26 protein-coding genes, 2 tRNA genes and 1 other RNA gene are annotated in these 22,328 nt (G+C 68.6%); 10 read left to right on the top strand and 19 right to left on the bottom strand.

Translation table 11 applies throughout. The features are described 5' to 3' along the window. Positions 1 to 24: 24 nt before the first annotated feature. From ACWD0F_RS24250 to upp, 5 genes are all read right to left on the bottom strand, one after another. Positions 25 to 699, bottom strand: a complete 675-nt coding sequence (locus ACWD0F_RS24250; protein ID WP_449878993.1) for a FadR/GntR family transcriptional regulator — start codon at positions 697 to 699, stop codon at positions 25 to 27. 100 nt (positions 700 to 799) lie between these two features. Continuing rightward, positions 800 to 2,143: a helix-turn-helix domain-containing protein gene (locus tag ACWD0F_RS24245; RefSeq protein ID WP_449878991.1), complete on the bottom strand. Its 1,344-nt coding sequence runs from the start codon at positions 2,141 to 2,143 to the stop codon at positions 800 to 802. A 96-nt stretch (positions 2,144 to 2,239) separates the two neighbouring features. Further along, the gene (locus ACWD0F_RS24240; protein WP_449878989.1) at positions 2,240 to 2,773 is read right to left on the bottom strand and encodes a PH domain-containing protein; all 534 of its coding nucleotides are present in this window, start codon (positions 2,771 to 2,773) and stop codon (positions 2,240 to 2,242) included. Between the two features lie 252 nt (positions 2,774 to 3,025). Beyond that, entirely contained in the window at positions 3,026 to 3,250 is a 225-nt protein-coding gene (locus tag ACWD0F_RS24235; RefSeq protein WP_449878987.1) for a hypothetical protein, read from the bottom strand. A 232-nt stretch (positions 3,251 to 3,482) separates the two neighbouring features. Continuing rightward, on the bottom strand, positions 3,483 to 4,121 hold the full coding sequence (gene upp / locus ACWD0F_RS24230; protein WP_449878985.1) for a uracil phosphoribosyltransferase: 639 nt from the start codon (positions 4,119 to 4,121) through the stop codon (positions 3,483 to 3,485). A 196-nt stretch (positions 4,122 to 4,317) separates the two neighbouring features. On the opposite strand from upp, the gene ACWD0F_RS24225 reads away from it, so the two are divergent. The 4 genes from ACWD0F_RS24225 (at position 4,318) to ACWD0F_RS24210 (ending at position 5,971) form a co-directional block, all read left to right on the top strand. Further along, positions 4,318 to 4,833: a tRNA adenosine deaminase-associated protein gene (locus ACWD0F_RS24225; RefSeq protein ID WP_449879187.1), complete on the top strand. Its 516-nt coding sequence runs from the start codon at positions 4,318 to 4,320 to the stop codon at positions 4,831 to 4,833. Between the two features lie 18 nt (positions 4,834 to 4,851). Then, a complete protein-coding gene (locus tag ACWD0F_RS24220) occupies positions 4,852 to 5,328 on the top strand; it encodes a tRNA adenosine deaminase-associated protein (RefSeq protein ID WP_449878983.1) in 477 nt (158 codons plus the stop codon). Positions 5,329 to 5,415: 87 nt separating this feature from the next. After that, on the top strand, positions 5,416 to 5,871 hold the full coding sequence (locus ACWD0F_RS24215) for a nucleoside deaminase (RefSeq protein ID WP_449878981.1): 456 nt from the start codon (positions 5,416 to 5,418) through the stop codon (positions 5,869 to 5,871). A gap of 10 nt (positions 5,872 to 5,881) precedes the next feature. Continuing rightward, positions 5,882 to 5,971, top strand: a tRNA-Ser gene (locus tag ACWD0F_RS24210). Positions 5,972 to 6,045: 74 nt separating this feature from the next. Here ACWD0F_RS24210 and ACWD0F_RS24205 read toward each other — a convergent pair. The 4 genes from ACWD0F_RS24205 to ypfJ (ACWD0F_RS24190) all read right to left on the bottom strand — a co-directional run bounded on the left by ACWD0F_RS24205 (position 6,046) and on the right by ypfJ (ACWD0F_RS24190) (position 9,190). After that, the gene (locus ACWD0F_RS24205) at positions 6,046 to 6,792 is read right to left on the bottom strand and encodes a DUF4352 domain-containing protein (protein ID WP_449878980.1); all 747 of its coding nucleotides are present in this window, start codon (positions 6,790 to 6,792) and stop codon (positions 6,046 to 6,048) included. A gap of 117 nt (positions 6,793 to 6,909) precedes the next feature. Beyond that, entirely contained in the window at positions 6,910 to 7,206 is a 297-nt protein-coding gene (locus ACWD0F_RS24200) for a type II toxin-antitoxin system VapB family antitoxin (RefSeq protein WP_195897211.1), read from the bottom strand. A gap of 47 nt (positions 7,207 to 7,253) precedes the next feature. Next, positions 7,254 to 8,090 carry a KPN_02809 family neutral zinc metallopeptidase gene (gene ypfJ / locus ACWD0F_RS24195; RefSeq protein WP_449878979.1) on the bottom strand — a complete coding sequence of 279 codons (837 nt, stop codon included), beginning with the start codon at positions 8,088 to 8,090 and terminating at the stop codon, positions 7,254 to 7,256. Positions 8,091 to 8,185: 95 nt separating this feature from the next. Continuing rightward, on the bottom strand, positions 8,186 to 9,190 hold the full coding sequence (gene ypfJ, locus ACWD0F_RS24190; protein WP_449878977.1) for a KPN_02809 family neutral zinc metallopeptidase: 1,005 nt from the start codon (positions 9,188 to 9,190) through the stop codon (positions 8,186 to 8,188). 95 nt (positions 9,191 to 9,285) lie between these two features. Here ypfJ (ACWD0F_RS24190) and ACWD0F_RS24185 point away from each other — a divergent pair, with 95 nt between their 5' ends. Continuing rightward, entirely contained in the window at positions 9,286 to 9,927 is a 642-nt protein-coding gene (locus ACWD0F_RS24185; RefSeq protein WP_449878975.1) for a LysE family translocator, read from the top strand. Positions 9,928 to 9,976: 49 nt separating this feature from the next. Here the strand turns inward: ACWD0F_RS24185 and ACWD0F_RS24180 are convergent, their stop codons facing one another. The 3 genes from ACWD0F_RS24180 to ACWD0F_RS24170 all read right to left on the bottom strand — a co-directional run bounded on the left by ACWD0F_RS24180 (position 9,977) and on the right by ACWD0F_RS24170 (position 11,864). Further along, positions 9,977 to 10,372, bottom strand: a complete 396-nt coding sequence (locus tag ACWD0F_RS24180; protein WP_449878973.1) for a hypothetical protein — start codon at positions 10,370 to 10,372, stop codon at positions 9,977 to 9,979. Between the two features lie 78 nt (positions 10,373 to 10,450). Next, positions 10,451 to 10,846, bottom strand: coding sequence for a hypothetical protein (locus ACWD0F_RS24175; RefSeq protein WP_449878972.1), 396 nt, complete (start codon positions 10,844 to 10,846; stop codon positions 10,451 to 10,453). Between the two features lie 226 nt (positions 10,847 to 11,072). Beyond that, positions 11,073 to 11,864 (bottom strand): class I SAM-dependent methyltransferase, encoded by a 792-nt coding sequence (locus ACWD0F_RS24170; protein ID WP_449878970.1) that lies wholly within the window; start codon positions 11,862 to 11,864, stop codon positions 11,073 to 11,075. A gap of 353 nt (positions 11,865 to 12,217) precedes the next feature. Between ACWD0F_RS24170 and ACWD0F_RS24165 the strand changes: the two genes are divergently transcribed. Further along, complete coding sequence (locus ACWD0F_RS24165; protein ID WP_449878969.1) at positions 12,218 to 12,919, top strand: rhomboid family intramembrane serine protease; 702 nt, start codon at positions 12,218 to 12,220, stop codon at positions 12,917 to 12,919. On the opposite strand, the gene ACWD0F_RS24160 is transcribed toward ACWD0F_RS24165, so the two are convergent. Together ACWD0F_RS24160 and ACWD0F_RS24155 are read right to left on the bottom strand one after the other, a co-directional pair. Beyond that, positions 12,897 to 13,076 carry a hypothetical protein gene (locus ACWD0F_RS24160; protein WP_449878967.1) on the bottom strand — a complete coding sequence of 60 codons (180 nt, stop codon included), beginning with the start codon at positions 13,074 to 13,076 and terminating at the stop codon, positions 12,897 to 12,899. The two genes, ACWD0F_RS24165 and ACWD0F_RS24160, sit on opposite strands and share 23 nt — an antisense overlap. A gap of 69 nt (positions 13,077 to 13,145) precedes the next feature. Next, positions 13,146 to 14,312, bottom strand: a complete 1,167-nt coding sequence (locus ACWD0F_RS24155) for an FAD-dependent oxidoreductase (RefSeq protein WP_449878966.1) — start codon at positions 14,310 to 14,312, stop codon at positions 13,146 to 13,148. A gap of 54 nt (positions 14,313 to 14,366) precedes the next feature. Between ACWD0F_RS24155 and ACWD0F_RS24150 the strand changes: the two genes are divergently transcribed. Beyond that, on the top strand, positions 14,367 to 15,059 hold the full coding sequence (locus ACWD0F_RS24150; RefSeq protein WP_449878965.1) for a TetR/AcrR family transcriptional regulator: 693 nt from the start codon (positions 14,367 to 14,369) through the stop codon (positions 15,057 to 15,059). Between the two features lie 595 nt (positions 15,060 to 15,654). Here ACWD0F_RS24150 and ACWD0F_RS24145 read toward each other — a convergent pair. From ACWD0F_RS24145 to ACWD0F_RS24135, 3 genes are all read right to left on the bottom strand, one after another. Beyond that, positions 15,655 to 16,119, bottom strand: a complete 465-nt coding sequence (locus ACWD0F_RS24145; RefSeq protein WP_449878963.1) for a hypothetical protein — start codon at positions 16,117 to 16,119, stop codon at positions 15,655 to 15,657. A gap of 143 nt (positions 16,120 to 16,262) precedes the next feature. Beyond that, positions 16,263 to 16,502 (bottom strand): HAD family hydrolase, encoded by a 240-nt coding sequence (locus ACWD0F_RS24140; RefSeq protein WP_449878961.1) that lies wholly within the window; start codon positions 16,500 to 16,502, stop codon positions 16,263 to 16,265. A 462-nt stretch (positions 16,503 to 16,964) separates the two neighbouring features. Next, positions 16,965 to 17,276 (bottom strand): hypothetical protein, encoded by a 312-nt coding sequence (locus ACWD0F_RS24135; RefSeq protein WP_449878960.1) that lies wholly within the window; start codon positions 17,274 to 17,276, stop codon positions 16,965 to 16,967. A gap of 21 nt (positions 17,277 to 17,297) precedes the next feature. Here ACWD0F_RS24135 and ACWD0F_RS24130 point away from each other — a divergent pair, with 21 nt between their 5' ends. Continuing rightward, a complete protein-coding gene (locus tag ACWD0F_RS24130; RefSeq protein ID WP_449878958.1) occupies positions 17,298 to 17,687 on the top strand; it encodes a tyrosine-type recombinase/integrase in 390 nt (129 codons plus the stop codon). A 64-nt stretch (positions 17,688 to 17,751) separates the two neighbouring features. On the opposite strand, the gene ACWD0F_RS24125 is transcribed toward ACWD0F_RS24130, so the two are convergent. Next, positions 17,752 to 17,839 (bottom strand) — tRNA-Ser (locus ACWD0F_RS24125). Positions 17,840 to 17,944: 105 nt separating this feature from the next. On the opposite strand from ACWD0F_RS24125, the gene ffs reads away from it, so the two are divergent. Further along, an RNA gene (gene ffs / locus ACWD0F_RS24120) (signal recognition particle sRNA small type) lies at positions 17,945 to 18,040 on the top strand. 31 nt (positions 18,041 to 18,071) lie between these two features. Then, positions 18,072 to 20,474 (top strand): DNA polymerase III subunit gamma and tau, encoded by a 2,403-nt coding sequence (locus ACWD0F_RS24115; RefSeq protein WP_449878956.1) that lies wholly within the window; start codon positions 18,072 to 18,074, stop codon positions 20,472 to 20,474. Between the two features lie 154 nt (positions 20,475 to 20,628). Here ACWD0F_RS24115 and ACWD0F_RS24110 read toward each other — a convergent pair whose 3' ends face one another. Continuing rightward, positions 20,629 to 22,128: a GAF domain-containing protein gene (locus ACWD0F_RS24110; protein WP_449878954.1), complete on the bottom strand. Its 1,500-nt coding sequence runs from the start codon at positions 22,126 to 22,128 to the stop codon at positions 20,629 to 20,631. Between the last annotated feature and the right edge of the window lie 200 nt (positions 22,129 to 22,328).

Here is a 22,328-nt window from a genome sequence, read left to right as displayed (position 1 = left end):
TGACCGTGCCGCTCCGGGGTTCGGTCAGGACTCGGTGAGTGCGATGAGGATGTGCTCCATGCAGGCGTGCCCGGCTCGCTCGGCCGCCGACGCGTCACCGGCCGCGATGGCCCGGGCGATCGCGTCGTGCGGGATGTAGCTCTTGTTGAGCGACGTGCCGGCGGCGGTGATGCTGGCCCGCAGGGCCGCCGAGAAGTCCTCGTAGAGGTCGATCAGCACGAGGTTGTGGGTGGCGTGCGCGACGGCCATGTGGAAGGCCAGGTCGGCCTCGACGAAGAAGTCGGGGTCGTCCAGGTCCCAGGCCCGCTCGCGCTCGGCCAGCGCCGCCTCGATGCGCGTGATGTCCTCGTCGTTGCGCCTGGTGGCCGCCAGGCGGGCCGACTCGACCTCGAGCGCACGGCGTACCTCGAGGATTTCGAGTTGCTCGGCCTGGCGCAGCCGCCGGAGCATGGCGCCGGACAGCTCACTGGTCGCGCGGACGTAAGTGCCGTCCCCCTGACGGCACTCCAGCAGCCCCGCGTGAGTGAGCGCGCGCACGGCCTCCCGAACGGTGTTGCGACCCACCCCGAGTTGCTCGGCCAGCACGGTCTCGGTGGGAATCTTGCCGTTCATCGACCACGACCCTGAGGTGATCTGCTCCTTGAGCTGATCGATCACCTGGTCGACGAGCGAAGCCCGCTGCGCCGTACGCAGACTCACAGTCCGCCTCCTCCGGGGAAACCAATCATCCTATGAGTCAATGACTGGATGACCCTAATTATTCCAGACTTGAAAAGCCAAATCTGGAGCTCCCGGAGGATCAGCGGGAAACTGTTGCGTCGACCGTCACCCCTACCATTGCGGAGCGAACTCCGGCAGCTTCGAGGGCTTTACGATATGCGGCGGCCTGTTGTGGTCGGGACCCGGCCCTGCCGTACAGGTCGCCCAGCTCGCGCCAGCAACGAGCGGACTGCCGGTCGGAGCCGAACACCGGCCGGTCCAGCGTGTCGAGCAACTCGTGCGCCTTGCGCAGGTGCGCGGTGGCGTCGTCGCCCTGGTGCAGGGCGGCGGTGGCCAGCACGATGCTGGCCTCGGCCGGCGTCGTGCCCGAGCGGTCGTGCGACAGCCCCAGGACCGCGACGGCCAGCTCGCTCGCGCGCACCGGGTCGCCCGCCCGCAGCTTGACCCGCGCGTGCACGATGAGGCTCTCGCCGTGCTCGCGCGTGGTGGCCGGGAACGTGGCAAACGCCGCGGAGGTGGCGGCGATGAGCCGCTCGGCCTCGTCGATCGGCGCCGACGTCAGCCTGGACCAGTGCATGGCGGTCCTCGCCAACTGCAACGTCAGGCGGGCTTGGCGGCCGGCCATGATCGCGTCGTCGGCCAGGCGCACGGCCAGCGCCGAGTCCTCGCCCGCCGCGGCGGCGGCGCTCGCGTGCCACAAGGCCTGGATCTCTCCGGAACGGTCCACAACTTGTGGCACGCCAGTGAGGTCCAGCACGCGCTTGACGTAGTCGAGCTCGGGGGAGTCGCCCGCCCGCTCGCTGCGGGCCTCGACCAGCGCGGCGGCCAGGTCGATGGCGATCTCGCCCTGCGTGATGCGCAGTCGTTCGGCCTGCTCCAGCGCGGAGGCGGCCAGGTCACGGGCGCGCAGCCGGTCGCCGGCCCGCTGGTAGCAGCGGCTCAGCGCGATGGTGAGCGGAAGGTCGGCCAGTCGCTCGGGATGAGCCGCTGCCTCCCTGCGCAGGCGCTCGAACGCCTCCACCGCCTGACCCAGACGCCCCTGGGCCTCCAGCGCGCGTGCCCTGCCGAACCGGGCGTGCGCGGTCAGCATGGCGTTTTCCTCGTCGGCCGCCTTCACGATCTCCGTGAAGCGGTCGGCCGCGACGGACGGGTCGCCGTGCTGCAACTCGAGCTCGGCATGACGCAGCCCGAGCTCGGTGTCGATGCGCTGACGAGGCTCGATCCCGTGAAGGAGGAACTCGGTCGTGCAGCCCAGCCGCTCGGCCAGCAGCCGAGCCACCACAGGAGTCGGTGTGCGCTTACCCGACTCGATGAGCGAGACATAACTGTCAGACAGGTCGGGTCCGGCCAGTTGGGCCTGCGACATCCGCCTGTTCAGCCGCAATCCTCGGACGCGGTCACCGATGGTTCCCTGACTCGGCATCTCATCTCTCAGGGCGGGGAAGGGTCAACAACACGCAATGATTGCATGAAGTGGCCGAATCGGGTATCCCCGCGTGAAGAAATCCCCACGCAGAGATTAATCGTCGCTCTCGTCCTTGCTGGGGAAAAGCATCTGGCAGACCTCTAGGTACAAGGTCTCGGGATACGGAATGTACTCCACCGTCGAGAGTGCCTGGTCCTGGCCGGCGGACTCAAGGATGAACTCACCGTAACCGAGCATGCGCCCAAGCAGAGATCTTTGGAAGCTCATGTCGGTGACCTTCCCGAGCGGCATCATCGCGACCTTGCGCGTGATCAGCCCAGTGGTCAGCAACATGCGCTTGGAAGTCACCACAAAGTAATCGACCGACCACTCCGCGACTTTCCAGACAAAGCGGATCAGAAGCAGGAGCCACAACCACCAGACGACGACGAGCGCCGTGCCGGCCGACTCGCTGCCGCTGAAGAATCGGCTCAGCAAGCCCGCCACGATCAGGCCGCCGAAGACCTCGGCGACCGGACGCAGCAGGATGGCAGGGTGCCTGCGCACCATGATGACCTGTTGTTCGTGGGGGAGGAGGTAGCGGTTGACCGACGACGGAGCAGAGTCCCCGTGGGTCACAAGTCTCATGCGAGGCTGTTCACGAATTGGGCCAGCGAGTCGGCCGCGTTGAACACCGTGTCGAACGCCCCCTTGACCGCGTCAGCGGCATCCGCTGGTCGCGCGAACAGGTAGTACGCCACAAATGCGATACCACCGTATGTGAGGACTTTTTTGACCTGCACTGTCGCCTCCGAGCCACTAACACACTCCACCCGCCATCTACATTACCCACCCGGGTGCCGGGGTAAAGGTAACTTCGCGGGTTAGTTATGATCTTGCTTAGCCACGCTCGCTGGCCACCAGAGCCAGGACGTGCAGATGCTTGCGTGCGATACGTTCGACGAGGCTGGGATGGGCATACCCGGTGACCTCCAGCGCGCCGTAGTGCGCCGCTTCGACGCAGCGCGTTACGGTGGTCGCCGAGTGGATGCCGACGAACTCGTCGCGCAGCACCTCCTCCACCTCCGCGTACGGAGTCGGATCGGCCTCTGTGTGCTCGTTCACGAGAACACCTCGGCCCAGGGCATGTCGCTCATTCGTGCTCCCCCACCCGAATGCGGAAGTTGCCTTCCCACCTCTTCGTACCCACTCAACCACAGTATGTAACGAAGTGGCGACTCTGCGTGACGGAAAAGCGGCTTTCCGGCAATGCCGAAGAGGGGGGCGCCGGGCTTTCCCGCGACGCGTAGAAGCGGGTGCCAGGCTCCGGCGACGGTGCAGAGGCGGGTGCCAGGCTTCAGACGACGCCGTAGAGGCGGTCGCCGGCGTCGCCGAGACCGGGGACGATGTAGCCGTGCTCGTTGAGCCGCTCGTCCAGCGCGGCGGTCACCACCCGGATCGGCTTGCCGGAGTTGGCGAACACCTTGTCCATGTGGGCCAGGCCCTCGGGGGCGGCCAGCAGGCAGATGGCGGTGACGTCGACGGCGCCCCGGCCGAACAGGAACTGCACGGCCGCCGCCAGCGTGCCGCCGGTGGCCAGCATCGGGTCGACCACGAAGCACTGCCGCCCGGAGAGGTCGTCGGGCAGCCGCGTCGCGTACGTCTCCGCCTGGAGCGTCGACTCGTTGCGGATCATGCCAAGGAAGCCGACCTCGGCGGTGGGCAGCAGCCTGGTCATGCCGTCGAGCATGCCGAGGCCCGCGCGCAGGATGGGCACGACCAGCGGCTGCGGCTTGGCCAGCCGCACGCCGTGCGCCTGGGCGACGGGGGTGTCGACGGTGACGTCGATGACACGCACGTCGCGGGTGGCCTCGTACGCCAGCAGTGTCACCAGCTCGTCGGCGAGCCTGCGGAAGGTCGGCGAGTCGGTGCGGACATCGCGCAGCGTGGTGAGCTTGTGGGCCACGAGCGGATGATCGACGACGAGGGTTTCCATGAGGCCCACGCTATCTCGTGAGGAACGGGGGGTGTGGACCGCGCCATTTTTGGTGACACAGCGCACATGGCCCACCATACCGGCACCTCACGACATGGGTTTTGATCACAATTTGGTCGGAGAGGCACACAGCCGGTTGCCTGTTCTGGAACGATTAGGTGTTGGTGATATCTGTCGCCTCAGAGGTCGGGTGGAGATGGCGATGACAGACGAAGACGCTCTTGACTTCGCCATCGTGGTTTATCGCGAGGACGACTGCTGGGAGGCTGAGCTGATGCCCAGCACGCTCACGTCCGATCTGAAGGGGCTGATCCACGCTCTGCGGCAGCAGCCGAGCGAGAGCGGCACGATCGGTCTGGTGGCCGTCGGGGATGAGTTCTTCGTGGCGCTGCGGGTGCTGGGTGAGCGGGTGGACGTCTTTCTGTCCGACATCGCGGCCTCTTGGGACTTTCCGCTGGCAGAGCAGGTTCTCGACTATCTCGACGTGCCCGTGCCCGACGAGGAGGAGCTCGACGAGATCCTCCAGGACGAGGAGACCGTGCTGCCCGCCGGGGATCTGTCGATCTTCGCCGATCTCGGATTGGACGAGATGGAGCTGGGCATCCTCTCCGGCGACATTGATCTGCTGCCCGAAGATGTGCTGTCCAGCATCGCCGCGCGGCTCGGCTTCTCCGAGCCGTTCGAGCGTGCCATCGAATCGGTCTTCGGCTGAACCCCCTGGAGCGCGGTTATGGCGGCCAACACCTTCTCTGCGGCCTTCGTCAGAACGCCCGATGGTTGGAGCGGTGCGGAGGTCGATCTGCGGCACGCGGAGATCGTTGACGACCTGGGCGACGCCGTCACCGAGGCGCTGAATCTGGCGGGTGACGAGCTGGCCCTGCTCTGCGTCGAGGTGGAGGACGAATGGTTCGCCATCGTCCGCTACCGGGGCGAGGACGAGCCGCGCGTGTTCCTGTCGGACGCGCATGCCACCCCCTCCAACAGCTTGGGTGAGCTGTTCGCCGAGTTCGCCGGCGTCGCGCCCGACAAGGACGGCAACGGGCTCGGGGTGCGGCCGGCCGGCGACTTCGAGCTGCTCAGCGATCTGGGCTTGAGCTCGGAGGAGTTGCTGGAGCTGAGCATGGAAGAGGGCCTGCTGCCCGCCGACATCCTGTCGGTCGTCGCCGAGCGGTTGTCGTTCGCCGACGAGCTCGACCGGTTGCGGTGACCGAGCCCCGGCCCTCGCGATGAGGTCGGCCCGTTTCCGCGACGACCTGCGGCCGGGTCGCACGGCGGCCCGCGACCGGCCCTCGCGATGACCTACGAGGAGGCCATGCGCCTGGCTCTGGCGGAGGCCGGCGCGGCCGGTGCCAGGGGCGAGATCCCGGTGGGGGCCGTCGTGCTCGACCCGCTCGGCGAGGTCCTGTCCGTGGCGGGTAACGATCGCGAGTCCGCCGCCGACCCGACCGCCCACGCCGAGGTGCTCGCGCTCAGGCTGGCCGCGGCGGCACGCGGGCAGTGGCGGCTGAGCGGATGCACGCTCGTGGTGACGCTGGAGCCCTGCACGATGTGCGCGGGGGCGGCGGTGCTGGCCCGGGTGGATCGCATCGTGTACGGCGCCGTGGACGACAAGGGCGGCGCCGTGGGGTCGTTGTGGGACGTCGTACGCGATCGGCGGCTCAACCATCGGCCCGAGGTCGTCATGGGTGTGATGGCCGAAGAGTGCTCCTCCGTACTAAAGCGGTTCTTCGCCACTCGCAGAATCCGGTAAGCTCGTGCGCGGTGGTGTCGCCTAGTGGCCGAGGGCGCACGCCTCGAAAGCGTGTGATGGGGCAACTCATCCGTGGGTTCAAATCCCACCACCACCGCCATCCGTGCAAGGGCCTCCGAATCCCGGGGGCCCTTTCGCGTTGCATCAGACCTTTCGCGGCTGGTCAGCGGCTGGTCAGCTCAGTGTCCACTCGCCCTTCTGGTCGGCGAGCCCGCTGTCGAGCGCGAACTGCAGCTTGGCCGCCGTGGCCGCCTCCGGCACCTCGAACACGAGCATGCCCTTCCTGCTGTCGCCGGTGTTGATCGTGGCCGAGCCGCCGAACGACTCGCCTTCGGTGACGTACGCGATGCTGGCGCGATGTTGCTGGCCCTCGCCGTCGATGAGCCAGGCCCCGTTGCTGGGAGAGTCGCTGTAGAGGGCCGCACCCTGGTTGGTGAGGGTGATCTGCACCGCGACGAACCGCCGGCCCGCCTGCGGCTTGGTGAAGGTGTTGGCCGGGGTGGCGGGCGAGACGACCTGGTTGACGGTCACGGCGACCTTGAGCCCGGGCTCTCTGCCCTGAAGAGCGACTGTCTCACCGACCTTCGCCGGCTGCGTCTGAGACGGCTGCGTTGGGGACGGCTGTGTCTGAGAGGGCTGTGTTTGGGACGGCTGCGTCTGGGACGGTGGATCACCGTTCGCCACCGCCTTCAGCAGGTCGCCATGCTCCGCACTCACCCCGGACGCCCCGTCGGTGAGCACCAGGAAGACCGCCCCGCCACCGCCGAGCAGCAGCAGGGGCAAGCCGATGACCAGCAACAGGATCACCGAGAGGTTGCTGCTCGGCGCCGGCCGGTAGCCGTGAGCCTGCTGGGGCGGCGGCGGGCCGTGACCGTGTCCGCGGGGAGGCTGCTGCCCAGGCGGTTGCTGCGGATACGACACGGCATTCTCCATAATGCTGGTGGAAAGGGTGCTGCGTGTGACGCGTGAGCCGCCGTGCCGGTTGACATACGAAAAGGGGAGCCGCGAAGACTTTCGCGGCTCCCCTTTTCGGTTGACTCAGTTGGGCAGCTCCAGGACCCTGGCGTGCAGGATCGATCGTTGGTGCAGGGCCGCGCGGAGTGCGCGGTGCAGGCCGTCCTCCAGATAGAGCTCGCCCTGCCACTGCACCACGTGCGGGAAAAGGTCCCCGTAGAAGGTGGAGTCGGCGGCGAGGAGTGAGTGCAGGTCCAGCATGGCCTTCGTGGTGATCAACGAGTCGAGCCGGACCTGCCTTGGAGGGATCTGCGCCCACTCCCGGTGCGTCAGACCGTGTTCGGGATAAGGGCGTCCGTCGCCGACAAGCTTGAAGATCACCCCTTGATTTTAGGAGAGATTCAGATTCCTCGTGCTATCTGTCCGGATCAGCGCAGGCCGGCCGGATCGCACTCGGCGGGGGCGCCGTTTTTGTAGCCACGCTGGAAGGCGTTGACGCGTTGCTCGGAGGTGCCGTGCGTGAACGAGTCAGGATCGATTCTGCCGGTGGTGCGTTGCTGAATTCTGTCGTCGCCGACGGCCGCCGCGGCGTCCAGGGCTTCGGCGATTTCCGCCTCGGTGAAGTCTTTCTCGTAGAAACCGGTGTCGACGGCGTTCCGCGCCCAGACGCCGGCGTAGCAGTCGGCCTGGAGCTCCGTGGGGACGGAGTCGCCCGAGTTCAGGGCGCCGGAGAGGTTCTGCACGTGGTGGCCGTACTCGTGGGCGATCACGTACGCCTGGGCGAAGGGGCCGCCCTTGGCGCCGAACTGGCTGTGGAGTTGGTCGAAGAAGCTCAGGTCGAGATAGACGCGCTGGTCGCCGGGGCAGTAGAAGGGGCCGACGGCCGAACTGGCCGCACCGCAGCCGGTCTTTAACTGGCCGGTGTACAGCACGGTCTTGGCCGGTTGATACGCGGAGTTCGCCTGCTTCCAGTAGTCCTGGATGCTGTTGACGACTCCCACGACGCGGCACTTCTCCGACTGGTCGGCGTCCTTGCCCGTCCGGCACTGCTCGGAGAGCTTCGACGGGGGCTGCTGTTGCCGGGCGGGCTCGTCGCCGCCGCCCACGTTGTTCAGCACGAAGACGAGCACGAGCACGATCAGGCTGACGATGCCGCCCCCGCCGATGACCATCCCACCGGGGAAGCCGCCTCCGCCGCCTCCGCCGCTCCCGCCGGCGTCCTCCACCTGTGAGGAGTCGAGCTCGACGTTGTCCTTGAAGTCCATCGCTGACGTCCCTTCTGGGCCCCGCCCGCCAGACAGCTTCCCCGCAGGACGCTCCGGAATCCCCTCCAGGACCGGCCGCATACTCGTCGTGGGCGCTAGATCCCTCCGGTGAACGTGTCGCACTGCTCGGGGTCGCCGCTCTCGTATCCGATGGTGAACCACTTCTCACGCTGTTGTGAGGTGCCGTGGGTGAAGGCGTCGGGGGTCACGCGCCCCTGCGTACGCCGCTGGATGCTGTCGTCGCCGACCGCCGCGGCGGCGCTGAGCGCCTGGTCGATGTCCGCCTGGGAGAACGGCGTCTTGTAGAAGCCGGTTTTGACCGCGTTGTGCGCCCAGACTCCGGCGTAGCAGTCGGCTTGGAGTTCGAGGCGGACGGACGCGCTGTTCGCGCCGGGCCGGCTGTTGTCGCCGGCCCTGTTCATGGTGCCGAGGAGGTTCTGCACGTGGTGGCCGTACTCGTGGGCGATCACGTACGCCTGCGCGAACGGCCCGCCCTCGGCGCCGAAGTCGCGCTGCAAGGTGTTGAAGAACGACAGGTCGAGGTAGACCTTGCGATCGGCCGGGCAGTAGAACGGCCCGACGGCGGAGTCCGCCGTGCCGCAGGCGGTTCTGACCGCCTTGGAGAACAGCACGGTCCTGGCCGGCTTGTACGTGCCCTTGCCGGTCTGTGCGAACGCCTGCCGCCAATAGGACTGGATGCTGTTCACGGTGCCGACGATGCGGCAGTCCTCCGACTGGGAGGCGTCGGCGCCGGTCTTGCAGCGTTCGGCCAGGTTGCCGCTCGGGGAGGGCGCCGGCGGAGCGCTCGGCTGCTGCCCGCCGCCCTGCCCTTGCCGCTGCCCCTGCCGGTCGCGCTGCTGCCCGCCCTCGTCCCCGGTGAACGGCGATGGCACGATCCCGAACAGAAGCAGCCCGAACGCCGCCACGACCAGCAGCAGGCAACCGCCGCAGCCGCCTTTGCCGCCGATGGGCAGCGCGCAGCCGCCCGGCATCCCGCCGAAGCCGCCGCCGCCCCCGCGGCCTCCGCCTGCTTGCGGGCCCGAGCCCCGCACGTCCTCGACCTGTGATGGGTCGAGTTGCGCATCCTCGTCGAACTGCATGTGTCCCCCTGAGGGACCATCTTCCCAGTAGTCATCCAAATACGCACCGTAATATCTCAGATGATTTTTGGGGATACATCCGATAATGTGCCGATATGACGACTGCCTTGATCGGTATCGCGCTGGTGTCCCTGGGCATGGTCCTCACCCCAGGGCCGAACATGATGTATCTCGTTTCGCGCTCGATCTCCCAAGGCCGCCGGGCGGGTCTGATCTCCCTCACGGGAGTGTTCCTCGGTTTCACCGTCTACCTGACGGCGACCTGCCTCGGATTGACGGCCGTCTTCGCGTACGTGCCCGCCGCCTACACGGCGCTCAAGCTGGCCGGCGCCGCGTACCTGCTCTGGCTGGCCTGGAACGCCGTCAAGCCGGGCGGCACGTCGGCCTTCCAGCCGCGCGAGCTCGACATCGAGCCGCCGCGCAGATTGTTCGGTATGGGCCTGCTGACCTGCCTGCTCAACCCCAAGATCGCCATTCTGTACCTGTCGTTGCTGCCCCAGTTCATCGACCCTGCCATGGGCCACGTGATGCTGCAGAGCCTGGCGCTCGGCTCGGTGCAGATCATCGTCGCCACCCTGGTGAACGGCCTGATCGCGATCTCCGCCGGAGCGCTGGCCGCGTTCCTGGCCCGCCGCCCGCTCTGGATGCGGATCCAGCGTTACATCATGGGCACGGTGCTCGGCGCCTTCGCGATCACCATGGCGACCGACCGTTCAAAGGTGCTGGTGAGCTCCTGACCGCCTGACCGCCTGACCGCCTGCGCGGGCCCTTGCGGCCCGCCAGGTCTCAGCGGTCGAACCACGTCCCGGACGACGACCTGCACAACTGGGCGAACACGGCTCCGGACAGCAGCACGCCCAGCACGTTGCCGAAGGTGACGCCGTTCGCGAGCTCCCAGATCCCGAGCAGGATCAGGGCGGACTCGACGACCAGCCCGCAGACGCGCACCCAGCCGCGGCGGGTGGGCATGCGGCTGGCCAGGAACCCGAGCAGCAGGATCGTGGCCAGCGGGACGAGCAGCGCGACCAGCAAGGCGCCGCGAACGGTGCTCACCGGTGCGCTTCCCAGCAGCACGAACAGCAGGAACAGACCGACCAGTCCCAAGATCGTCTGGATCCACATGCAGATCCGGGCGACGGTGACGGACCGCGGCATCGCCTCCATGCTGTAAGGCTCGGACATACGAGCCTCCCGTTCAGGGGCAGCGATTGACGCGCCGAGCATAGGTCCGCAGGGCATGGTCATGTACGCGAACACCGGTCAGCGCGCGAACCAGGCCGTCGAGGCGGCCCGCAGCAGCTGGGCGATCACGATCACCGGCAGCGCCAGGCGCAGCAGCCCGCTCGCGGTGAAGTCCTCGAAGAGCGGATACGCGTACGCGATGAGCACGAAGCCCTCTACCACCAGCGCGCTGATCCGCACCCACTTCCGGCCGGACGAGGCCCTGACCGCCAGCACGCCGATCAGGGCGACGACCACGACATCGGGAACGAGGTACAGCAACATCGACCAGTCCGCCGTACGCAGCGCCACTTCGCGGTAGAGGTTGAACAGGAGATACAGCCCGAAGATCCCGAACGCCACCTGCACCCACATGGCGATCCGCGCGGCTCTGACCGGCTGCGGCATCGCCTCGACCGGCTGGATCCCGGTCATCGGAACCTCTTGGGAAGCCGACCACGTGCCAAAACCGCTCCCCGAGGAAGAAAGCCCGTTGAACTGGCGAAGGATGGGACAGTCGTACCCGCCGAAAGGTTGCCCCATACCCGCTTTCCGACGCCAGGCCAGGATGGCACCCCTGAGCCGGTCCGCCCATGCTTGTCAGACAACTTCGAGAAGTCCGGCGCGCCTGTCCGCGTACAAGTCTGACACCGGCTCGCGGTCAGCGCCCGGGCCGCCTGGCGACCAGCACCTCGGTCACCAACTGCTGTTCCCACTCGCCTGCCGGGTTGTCGGCGAGCAACGCCTGTCGCAGCGTCTTGACGAAGGCGGGCAGCTGATCGCCGAGTCTGGCGGGCGAGCTGTAGGAGTAGGAGAGCTGGAGCCCGACAAGCCCGTCCACGTTCCAGGTCAGCCGTCGGCGGAACACCCGGAATTCCTGGCTGCTGAAGGGCGAGCGGGCCAGCAGGTCGTGATGGTGCTCGCCGGTGGCGCGGAAGCGGCTGGCAGCGGTGTGGATGTCGAGGCCGAATGCCTCGCACACCCGTCTCTCGACCGGCTGCCACGGTTGCGCGTCCGGCTGCCATGGCTCTCCCCGCTGCCTCGCCGGGCCGATCAGCGCCACCGCGCCGCCGGGCGGCAGCAACGCGTCCAACTGCGCCAGCACGGCGGCGCGGTCCATCCAGTGGAACGACCGGCCCATCACAACCTGCTCGAACGCCGGCAGCGCCGGGAGAGTGGTGGAGTCGCCGAGCAACCACATGATGTTGGCGGCGTCTCCGGCCAGGCGCCTGCCTTCGGCGAGCATCTCCTGCGCCGGATCCACTGCGAGAACCGCCTGCACCAGCCGGGCGAGCGGGATCGCGATCGTCCCCGGGCCACAGCCGAGGTCCAGCACCAGGCTGTCCGTGCCGAGCGTTTCCGCCAGGTGCTCGACCGCCGGCTGACCGTAGCCGGGGCGGTATCTGGCGTAGTACGGCGCAGCGCCGCCGAACGGATCCTCCACGAAGCGCATCTGCACCGACCGTCAACCCGTTGCCGGAAAGTCCCCGAAGATGTGCAGGCATCAACCGCTCATACGATCTCGAACCATCCACCCAACACGATACTGAGCCTTAATCTCGCGTTCCAGCGCGCGTAGGGTAGCGCGTGATGATCACACAGCCACCTGAGCCGCCCTATGTCACAGCCTTGCGGCCCAAGCTGGCGACGGGCTCGTCGTTCATCAGGGCCAGTGTCAGAAGGTTGCCGTCTCCCTCTCCCGGAAAACGGCGGTCTGCATTCTTTGGGTGCCGTTACATTTGTCATGATTAAGACGTGTATATCCGGCACGTACCGGCTTGGGTGGACCGTGCGAGACTTCATCGGGTGTCCAAGACTTATGTCACGGTGGCCGTCTTCGTGGTCACCGCCGTGCCGAGCCTCCTGCAGTTCGCCGTACCGGGCCTGGAGCCGGCGCTGATGCGCGACCCGGCGGCGATCGCCGCCGGCGAGTGGTGGCGCCTGGCGACGTCGCTGGTCGTGCAGGACGGCGGGGTGTTCGGCACGTTGTGCAACCTGGCGTTCCTGGCCGTGCTCGGGTATGTGGCCGAGCGTGCTCTCGGCCCCACCCGCTGGCTGGTGCTCTACCTGTGCGGCGCGGCGGCGGGTGAGGCCGCCGGATACCTCCTCGACCAGCCGGGCGCGGGGAATTCGGTCGCGCTGTGTGGCCTGGCAGGCGGCCTCGTCCTGGCCGCCGGCCGGCTCGAACGCTCGCTCGGCACGTTCTACGCGGTCGTCGCCGCTGCCTGGCTGCCGGCCGCGTCCGGCGGCATGTGGGGCCTGGTCGCCACGGTCGCCCTGGCCGTCGCCGGAGCCCAGCTCGTCGTCCACCGCGACCGTCTGCCCCGGTGGCTGCCGGTGGCCGTGTTCGGCGTCGCGGTGGCCGTGCTGGTCGCCCTCCGCGACCTCCACGGCTTCGCGCTGCTCGGCGGCATCATCGTGGGTTGGATCTCGAACGCGACGTCCCCTTCGGCACCCAGGCGTACGTCACCCGATCCCCCCGGACTCAGCGGTCGCACAAGGTGGTGACGAAGGCGTCGATCAGGTGCTGCCGATTGCGGGGCACGCCAGTGACGTAGACGGTGGCGGCGCGCCCGGCCCGGTCCCGGCCGCTGAACACCGCGGCCCCCGGCATGTCGCCCGCGGCGAAGTAGGCGTAGCCGCAGCTCGACTTCATCTGGACCACGCCGTAGCCATAGCGGGCGCCCGCGGGCCAGCCTTCCTGCTCGACCTGTACCGGCCTCGCGCTTAGCGGTCAGGATGGCTGGACTTCGTCGAAGAGGGCGAGGGCTTCGGTGGGGTCCGGGCTCACGAGGCGTTCCAGACCGGCCGTCGTGATCTCCGCCCACCTGCCGGCCCGTGCCCACATCTGCTCCTCGAAGGCGCGGACGGCCTCGTCCAGATCGCCAGGGCCGGGGGCGGCGGCGACGGACTCGGCGAGTTCGGCGCCTTCCAGCATCGCGAGGTTCGCGCCCACCCCCAACGGGGGCATCAGGTGGGCGGCGTCGCCCAGCAGCGTCACCCCGGGGACGTGGGCCCAGGTGTGGGACACGGGCAGGACGTAGAGGGGGCGGTGGACGAAAGCGGTGCCGTGGCGGAGGAGGTCGAGCACGGGCGCGGCCCAGCCGTCGAACATGGCCAGCAGGCTTGATCGCACGGCCTCGACGTCGGCCAGGTCCAGGCCCGCGTCCTGACCCGCGTCCAGGCCCGTACGCCGGTCGAGGTTCGTGTGCCAGTCCAGCGGCGCGCGGAACTGGGCGTACACCTTGACGTGGCCGCCGCTGTTGCGCTGGGCGACGAGGTTGCGGTTCACGCCGTACACGGCCATGGAACCGTCGCCGATCAGCCGGGCGAGGTCGGGGTGGCGGCTGTCGACGTCGTCCAGGGAGGTCTCGACCATGGTGATGCCGGTGTAGTGCGGCGTCACGGACGAGACCGCCGGGCGAACCCGGGACCAGGCGCCGTCCGCGCCGACCACTAGGTCGAACGTCTCCTGTCGCCCGTCCGCGAAACGGACCAGCACGCCATCCCGGGTCCCCGGCACCACCTCCGTCACGCCCCGCCCCCACTGGACGTCGAGAGGGCCGAGCAGCAGGTCACGGAGTTGCCCGCGATCGATCTCGGGATTGGCCTGCTCATCCGGACGGGGTTGCCAATCGCGGAGTACGGTCCCGTCCGCGTCCAGGATGCGCATGGCCTGCCCCTCGGGACGGGAAAGCGCCTGGAACTCCGTCAGCAGCCCCGCCTTGGCCAGCGCGAGCTGGCCCAGCTTGTCATGCAGATCCAGCGTGCCGCCCGGGGGACGGGCGTCGGGGGCGGGATCGCGTTCGAGAACGGTGACGGGGCGATCCTGGCGGTGCAGGACGCGAGCGAAGGTGAGGCCGGCCGGGCCGCCTCCGATTACGGCAATACGATGTCTCATGGCGATATAGCGTATTTTGCCAATACGGTGTATCGCAACAGTACGATGTGGCCTATGACTGTGTGGGACCGGCCGGAACCGCCGACTCGCCCCGCGCCGCTCGACCGGGAGCGAATCGTTGCCGCCGCCATCGCGCTGGCCGACGAGGGCGGGCTGGAGGCGGTGTCGCTGCGCAAGGTCGCCGCGCGGCTGAACGCCGGCCCGATGCGGTTGTACGCATACATCGCCACCAAGGAGGAGCTGTTCGACCTCATGGTGGACGAGGTCCACGCCGAGATCCTGCCCGAGGAGCAGCCCGGCGACTGGCGGGAGGCGCTGCGTACCCACGCTCACCTCACCAGGCAGGCCACCCTCCGCCACGAATGGCTGGCCGACCTGCTCGGCGGCCGTCCGACCCTGGGCCCGAACGCCCTCGCCGTGACCGAGGCCACGCTGGCCGCCCTCGACGGCCTCGCCGACCTCGACATCATCAGGCGCGCCGTGGAGACCGTCAGCGCCTATTCCACCGGCGCGATCAGGCGCGAGATCGCGAACCTGCGGGCCGAGCGCGCCACCGGCCTGTCCAAGCGCGAGTGGCAGCGCGCCTTCGGCCCGCATGTGAGCAGGATGCTGGCCACGGGCCGCTTCCCGGCGCTGGCCAAGGCCGTGCACGACGGCACGGAGGTGGACGCCGAGACGTCCTTCGCGACCGGCCTGGACTGGGTCCTCGACGCCGTGGCCGCCAAACTCACCCGGCCGCCGGCGTGACGCTCAGGACTTCCAGGTGACACCGCATGACTGCGCACCCTTAGGGGCACCGGCGGCTCGCCGTGGTCCAGCACTCATGGAAGCAAAGAGGCGGTCGCGGCCTCAACTGAGACTGGAAAGCCAGAGGGGTCATACCGCTGATCGCGATATGACCCCTCTGCGCTGGCGGAGGATAGGGGATTTGAACCCCTGAAAGGTTGCCCTTTACACGCTTTCCAAGTCTGTGGACCTTCGTTCAGTGCCGGTCAAGGAGGTCTCTAACTGGGGCGGAGGGTCTGCCGGGAACCCTCGTGAACACCTCTGTACGGAGGTGAACTGAGACCCTGAATGAGACCCATCCGGAGGGGATTCGGCTGTAACACTGGGGGGCGCCCCTGGCGTGTTACAGCCGCTCTTCGCGCGTAGCGCGCCAGGGAAGCGAGCGATGCGCCGTCCACTTTTACTTCTCGAGGGACAGCAGGGACACTCATTCCAGCGACGTGTCCCTCATCATCACGTGCGTTAGTCCTGGTCAAGACCGATCGTGGGACAGCGGGGACAGCGGGGACGCATCTTAGCCACGCGCGGACAGGGTCTCGTCGGCCGCAGTAGGCATCTACTCGTTCACGCTCGATAGTGACACCACGATGTAGCTTCCCCACTTCTCCGGATCAGCTTGCAGCGCTTCTTCCGTCGCTGGCTCCAACTGCGCACCAAGCGAATCTAGCTCCTCCACAGAGCCAATTCCCGCGGTCGTCCCCTTCCAGCGACTCGACTCCATCTGGACCCACATGTCAGTAGAGGCAACTTCGCTCCATCCGAGTCGTTCCAGGCGACCCTGCATGAGGTTAACCGCTTCGGTGAAGTCGGCGGCCTGCATGTCGATCACCAGAATCTCAATGACTTGTACAGTTCGCTCGTACAACGGGTCCGTAAAGGTCTGCGTAACGACACGGCCAATGCTTCGTACTTCGCTAATTGCGCCAGGATCGACCTTGATCACCGTCTCGGGCAACCATGCCGCATCGCAACCCGAAACTGCGGCTAACATGCACAGCACCGCTAAAAAGCGCCTGACCATGGAAGCGTCATCCTCCTCTGTTGCTTAGCGCCACGAGTCTCATCAGCCATGAATACTTACGGCTTTCCAGCGCGGGCTGCAACACCTGCCTGCGCTGAGCGGGCGCCGTCTTCAGGAGGCATTGGCCCATCTCCGCAGCGGCGTCAGCCCTTCAGGGGCTGGTGAGCGCGTCGGCCAGATCTTCCATGCTGGTGACGATGATCGGCCTCCGCGCTACCAAGCCGCTCGACCTTTCCCGGCCGATTGGCGTAGCCAACGGCGACCACTCCGGCGCGCTTGGACGCCTCCACGTCGGTGATCGAGTCGCCCACCAGTAGGGCGGACGGAGGTTCCATGCCGATGCGGGTCAGCGCCTGGTCGAGTAGGTGGGGATTCGGCTTCATGAGGAGACGGGTCCGCCTCCGCTCTCGCGGAGATGTACTGCACCAGGCCGCCAAGCCCTTCCCGGCTCAGGAGGGCCGATACAGCGGCCACGGAGTTGTTGCTGACGATGGCCACGGGCAGGCCCTTGTCGCGTGCCCGTTCCATCAAGTCAGCCGCACCAGTGGTAGGCCGCGCTGTACCGGCCGCCTTCACCTCCAGCTTTGTGAGTGTCCTGAGAGCGAGCAGGTTGAGGTCGTCGCCGAGAGACACGCTGAGCCGGAACACCTCCAGCGGGTCGTTTACGGTCCTCGTCTCGGGCGGGAGTTGCGCTCCCGCCCCTTCCAGCGTGGCGCGGAGGCTGTCCGCCACGGTGGGTGCCGGCAGACCCGCGAAGATGTCGCAGACGGGTCCGTCGAAGTCGAGCAAGAGGCACCGGGCCTTGCTCATGACGCCCCGGATGGCTTCAGGGCTCGACAGCGCCATTACGACACCTCGCGAGCGACCGTGTTCCATACCGCGTCGAACCATGCGGATGACTGCTGTACGTACTGACACGACGTCGAATCGGGACCGTCGCTCAGTGCGAAGTGGAACAACTCGGTGTCCTTGCCCATCAGGTCGAACATCGTGATCGGGCCACCGCCCAATGCCACGGTGTGCTCCGCCACGGCGTAGTAGCCGAAGAACGCCTCTTCGCCGTTGATCACGTACATCTTGAACCGTGGCGGCTCTCCACTGATCCGGACCTCGGCGGAGGCGTGCGCTACCAGGCCGAGATCCCTCAGCTCATGCACAGAGTCCACGATGGCCTGGGCATGGAGCTGGTGACCCTGCTCAGGAAGCACAAAGCAGAGCAGGACAAGGACCGCGAAGAGGCCCGCCAGCTCTGGCAAGAGGGTGGCTGGGTCTTCACCACGGCGACCGGCCAGCCCGTGAGTCCGTACACCGACTATCACGAATGCAAGGCCCTGCTGAAGGCCGCTGGGCTACGAGACGGTCGTCTCCACGATGCCCGCCACACCGCTGCCACGGTGCTGCTCATCATCGGAGTGCCCGAACGCACTGTCATGGCCATCATGGGGTGGTCCGGCTCTGGCATGGCGGCGCGGTATCAGCACGTGACGGACGGCATCCGGCAGACCGTGGCTAGGCAGGTCGGGGGTCTCATCTGGGAGGCGGAAAGGAGTTCCGAGAAGGCCAACTGAGACCCGAACTGAGACCCAAAGCAAGAGGGGTCATGCCGCTGATCGCGGCATGACCCCTCTGAGCTGGCGGAGGATAGGGGATTTGAACCCCTGAAAGGTTGCCCTTTACACGCTTTCCAAGCGTGCGCCCTCGGCCACTAGGCGAATCCTCCGTCGACGAGCTTACCGGACTTCACGACGTGTGAAGACCATGTTTCTCTCGCGGTTTCTGGTGCGAGAGCGTGGAGCGAGCACTGCCGCATCCGGCTAGACTATCCAGGGACCCCTCGCGCGGCGTCATCCTGTGAACCTCCCCAGGGCCGGAAGGCAGCAAGGATAAGCGGGCTCTGGCGGGTGTGCGAGGGGTCTCTTTCGTTGAGAGCCCCTCTCAGGCGGGATGGTCGCATGAGCCTTGCGCTTTACCGCAAGTACCGACCCGGGACCTTCGCCGAGGTCAAGGGCCAGGAGCACGTCACAGACCCGTTGCGGCAGGCGCTGCGTACCCACCGCATCAACCACGCCTACCTGTTCAGCGGCCCTCGCGGGTGCGGCAAGACCTCCAGCGCGCGCATCCTGGCACGCTCTCTCAACTGCGAGCAGGGCCCGACGCCCGACCCCTGCGGCGTCTGCGAGCCGTGCGTCGCGCTCGCCCCGACCGGCCCCGGCCACCTCGACGTGATCGAGATCGACGCCGCCTCGCACGGTGGCGTCGACGACGCGCGCGACCTGCGCGAGCGGGCCTTCTTCGCCCCCGTCTCCGCGCGCTACAAGATCTACATCATCGACGAGGCGCACATGGTGACCCGCGAGGGTTTCAACGCGCTGCTCAAGCTCGTCGAGGAGCCCCCGTCACACCTGAAGTTCATCTTCGCGACGACCGAGCCGGAAAAGGTCATCGGCACCATCAAGTCGCGTACGCACCACTATCCGTTCAGGCTGATGCCGCCCGCGACGCTCAAGGCGCTGCTGGAGGAGATCCTCACCTCGGAGAACGTGCCCTTCGAGCCGACCGCGCTGCCCCTGGTCGTCCGGGCCGGCGCGGGCTCCGCGCGTGACTCGCTGTCGATCCTCGACCAGCTCCTCGCCGGGGCGGATGAGGACGGCATCACCTACGCCAAGGCCGTCTCCCTGCTCGGCTACACCGACGGCGACCTGCTCGACGAGGTCGTCAACGCGTTCGCGGCCCGCGACGGCGGCCAGATCTTCCACACGGTCAACCGGGTGATCGAGGGCGGCCACGACCCCCGCCGCTTCGCCTCCGACCTGCTCGAACGCTTCCGTGACCTGGTCATCCTGGCCAACGTGCCCGAGGCGGCGTCCAGCGGCCTGCTCGACCGGCCCGCCGACGAGCTGGAGCGCCTGGTCCAGCAGGCGTCCTCGATGGGGCCCGCCGAGCTCACCCGGGCGGCCGAGATCTTCAACGCCGGCCTCACGGAGATGCGCGGCGCCACCGCGCCGCGCCTGCTGCTTGAGCTGATGTGCGCCCGCGTCCTGCTGCCCGGTGCCGCGCAGGGCGAGCAGGCGCTGCTCGCCCGTCTCGAACGTCTCGAACGCGGCGGCGCCGTCGCCCAGATGGCCGCCAGGTCCGCCTCCGCTACGCCTGTGGCCACCGTGACGCCCACGGTCCCCGCCGCGGTGACCATTCCGCGACCGGGAGCTTCCAGTGGCGCGCGCGTCGCCGAAGCGGCCCACGCCGCCGGTGGCCCGACGGCCGCCCACGACGCCACCGGCCAGTCCCGGCACACCGGTTCCGCGGCTGGAAGCGGTGACGCCCATGCTCCGGCAGCGTCGTCCCCCGCCGCGGACGACTGGCCCGAGCCGGCCCGTCCCGGCGCACCCGCCGCCGCGGCTGCGGCTGCGGCGGCCGAATCGAACACCCCCCCGGCAGCCGCGACGGCGGCCTCCCCCGGGGGTGGTCCCACGCCCGGCGGCGCAGGGGCCCTCCAGGGCCAGTGGGCCGCCGTGCTGGCCGCGCTCAAGCAGCGCAGCATCGTCGTCTGGGCCAACGTGAGCACCAACGCCCAGGTGGTGGGCGTGGAAGGCAATCTGGTCACGCTCGGCTTCACCCAGGTCGGCGCGATGAAGAACTTCACCGGCGGCGGCAAGGACGCCGTGGTGGCCACCGCGCTCGCCGACGTGCTCGGCGGCACCTGGCGGGTCGAAGCGGTCGTCGGCGGCTCCCCGCTGCCCCCGCCGCCCTCCCGTGGCCCTTCGCGCCCGCAACCGCCCTCTCACGGCGGCCAGCCCGGCTCTCCGCACGGCTCGACCAGTCCTCAGGGGACCGCCGCCGCCGCGCCCGCCGCCGCGCAGGGACGTACAGCCTCACACGGCGCAGCCCAGGAAGACCGGGGCACCCAGGACTCCGCCCACCCGCCGGCCGGCCCGTCGGCCGACGCTCCGGCCCGGCCTTCGGCCGCCCTGTCCGCGCCCGCTCCGTCCGGACGCACGACCACGGACGAGTCCTGGCCGGACGCCCCCGACGACCACAGCCCCGGCTCCCCGCCCACCCCCGACCCCACCCGCACCGTGGCCGTCGGAGCGCCGGCGAAGAGCGGTTCGGTCGGCCCGGGCCTGGCCGCCGCGAGGTCGGCGGCGAAGGCGGCCGCCCAGGCCGGCCCCCGTGCCCCTGCGGCCCGCGGTGCCGTCGCGGCCTGGCCGGACGCGGTTCCCAGCCGCAACAAGGGGCCGGAGTCCGACGAGGTCGACCGGCTCAACGACGCGGACGCCGACGCGAACGGGATCTCGGGCATGGTCCTGCTGGAACGCGAACTCGGCGCCCAGATGATCGGCGAGATCGACCACGCCTGACGCACTGATCCACCCGCGTGGCACGAACTCGCCTACGCCGCAGGAGGAGAGGAGCGGGCTCGCTCTGCGCCGCCGAAAGAGGGGCGCGAACTCGCCTGCGCCGCCGGAGAGAGGGTGCGGGTCCGCCTGCGCCGCCGTAGCAGCGCGGATGGTGTCAAGCGAGGCGGGAGCGGGCGGCTGCGGAGCGCGGGTCGGTCGGGGGCAGGGCGGCGAGGCGTTCGAGGATCTCGTAGTCGTCGCGCCCGTTGGCCGTCTGCGCGTACGCCCACAGATCGCCGGGCGAGCCCCATCGCAACAGACAGGCGCGCACCTGGGCTTCGAGCTCGTCCCGTTCCCTGCGGATCTCGGGTGACTCCGAGCGGGGCAGCAGCGGGCCGGCGTACGCGTGGGCCAGCGCGTCCGGGGCGCCGGCCGAGAGGTGGCGGCGCAGCGTCAGGAAGTCGGCCTCGACCGGGCAGGTCAGCCGGTACGGCTTGGCCGCGATCGCGTCCCCGAGCTGGGCGCGCAGCCGGTGGATCTCGGCCCGGATGGTCACCGGGTTGCCGTCGTCGCCGTACAGGTGGAACGAGAGTTGTTCGGCCGTCAGCCCGTGCGGATGCAGGGCCAGGAGGGCGAGGATCTCGGCGTGCCGGAGCGACAGCGGCCGGTCGCGCTCCCCGAACTCGGCCGAGGGTGTGCCTTCGCCGAGCAACGACAGGGTCAGGGTGGGGGGCGCGGCCGACGGCGTGGGGCGCAGCAGGAAGCCGTCGGAGAAGGGCTCCAGCAGGGCGACCGTTCCGTTGCGGAGGATCATGCGCTGCCCGGGGAGACGCAGGCGTGCGGCCGGGTCGCCGGTCGCGGAGCCGGCCGGAGGGTCTGCGCTCAGCGATGGGCCGCCCGCGTCGCCCCAGAGGTCGACGCGCTCGCCGAGGCTGTCCGACGGGTCACCCGAGATGACGCGGCCGGTGGACGACAGCAACACGCCGGGCCGGCCGCGCAGGGACTCGTAGCGGCGGCGCAGGCGGGCGTCGCGCTCGTGCATCCGCAGGGCGAGCTGGCTCTCGGCGAGCTTGGCCGTGGCGGCGACCAGGGCGACGGTCGCGGGGTGCAGGCTGCGGGAGGTGCCGCTGACGTCGACGCAGCCGACCACGCGGCCCGAGTCGGGGTCGGTGATCGGGGCGGCGCTGCACGACCACACGTGGAGGATGCGCATGAGGTGCTCCTCCGAGTAGACGTGCACGGGCCGGCCCGTCGCGAGGGCGGTGCCGATGCCGTTGGTGCCGACGCGGTGCTCGGTCCATTGGTGTCCGTCGGCGAGGCCGATCTGGTCGGCGCGGCGCAGGATCGAGTGGTCGCCCGCACGCCACAACACCTGGCCGTCACCGTCTGTGACGATCATGATGTGCCCGGTCTCGTCGGCGACACCTGAGAGCGTCTGGGCGATGAGGGGGAGCAGGGGCCGCAGCGGATGGGCTCCGCGGGCGTCCTCGATGCGCGACGGGTCGAGCACCAGGGGCGCGCTCTTGCCCTCGGGATCGATGCCCGCTTCCAGGGAGCGGTGCCAGGAAGCGGTGATCAGGCGGCGGGGCGACTCTCGCCAGACCCGCCCGCCGGCCGCGGCTTCGTGGGCTCTTCGCAGAAGGCGGGTGTACGCGTCGAGATGGGCGTAACTCATCGGTCACTCCAAGTAGTCAATTAGAGCATCCGTCTTGCGGGCGATCCGCGCAACCCGTTCAGGGGGATTGCGCAGGGTGATTGAATGAACGCAACGTGTGTGCAACGTTCGGCTCACTACCGTCCTGAAACACCGCGTCGGCGTGGTGCGGCCGCTCCGTCGGCGTGCTGGCCGGGTCTCGGACACTGGAGGGGGGCCGA

It is taken from the genome of Nonomuraea sp. NPDC002799 (assembly GCF_053592075.1).
Note: the sequence above shows the minus strand (reverse complement) of the source record. Positions and strands in the feature narration are given on the sequence as shown.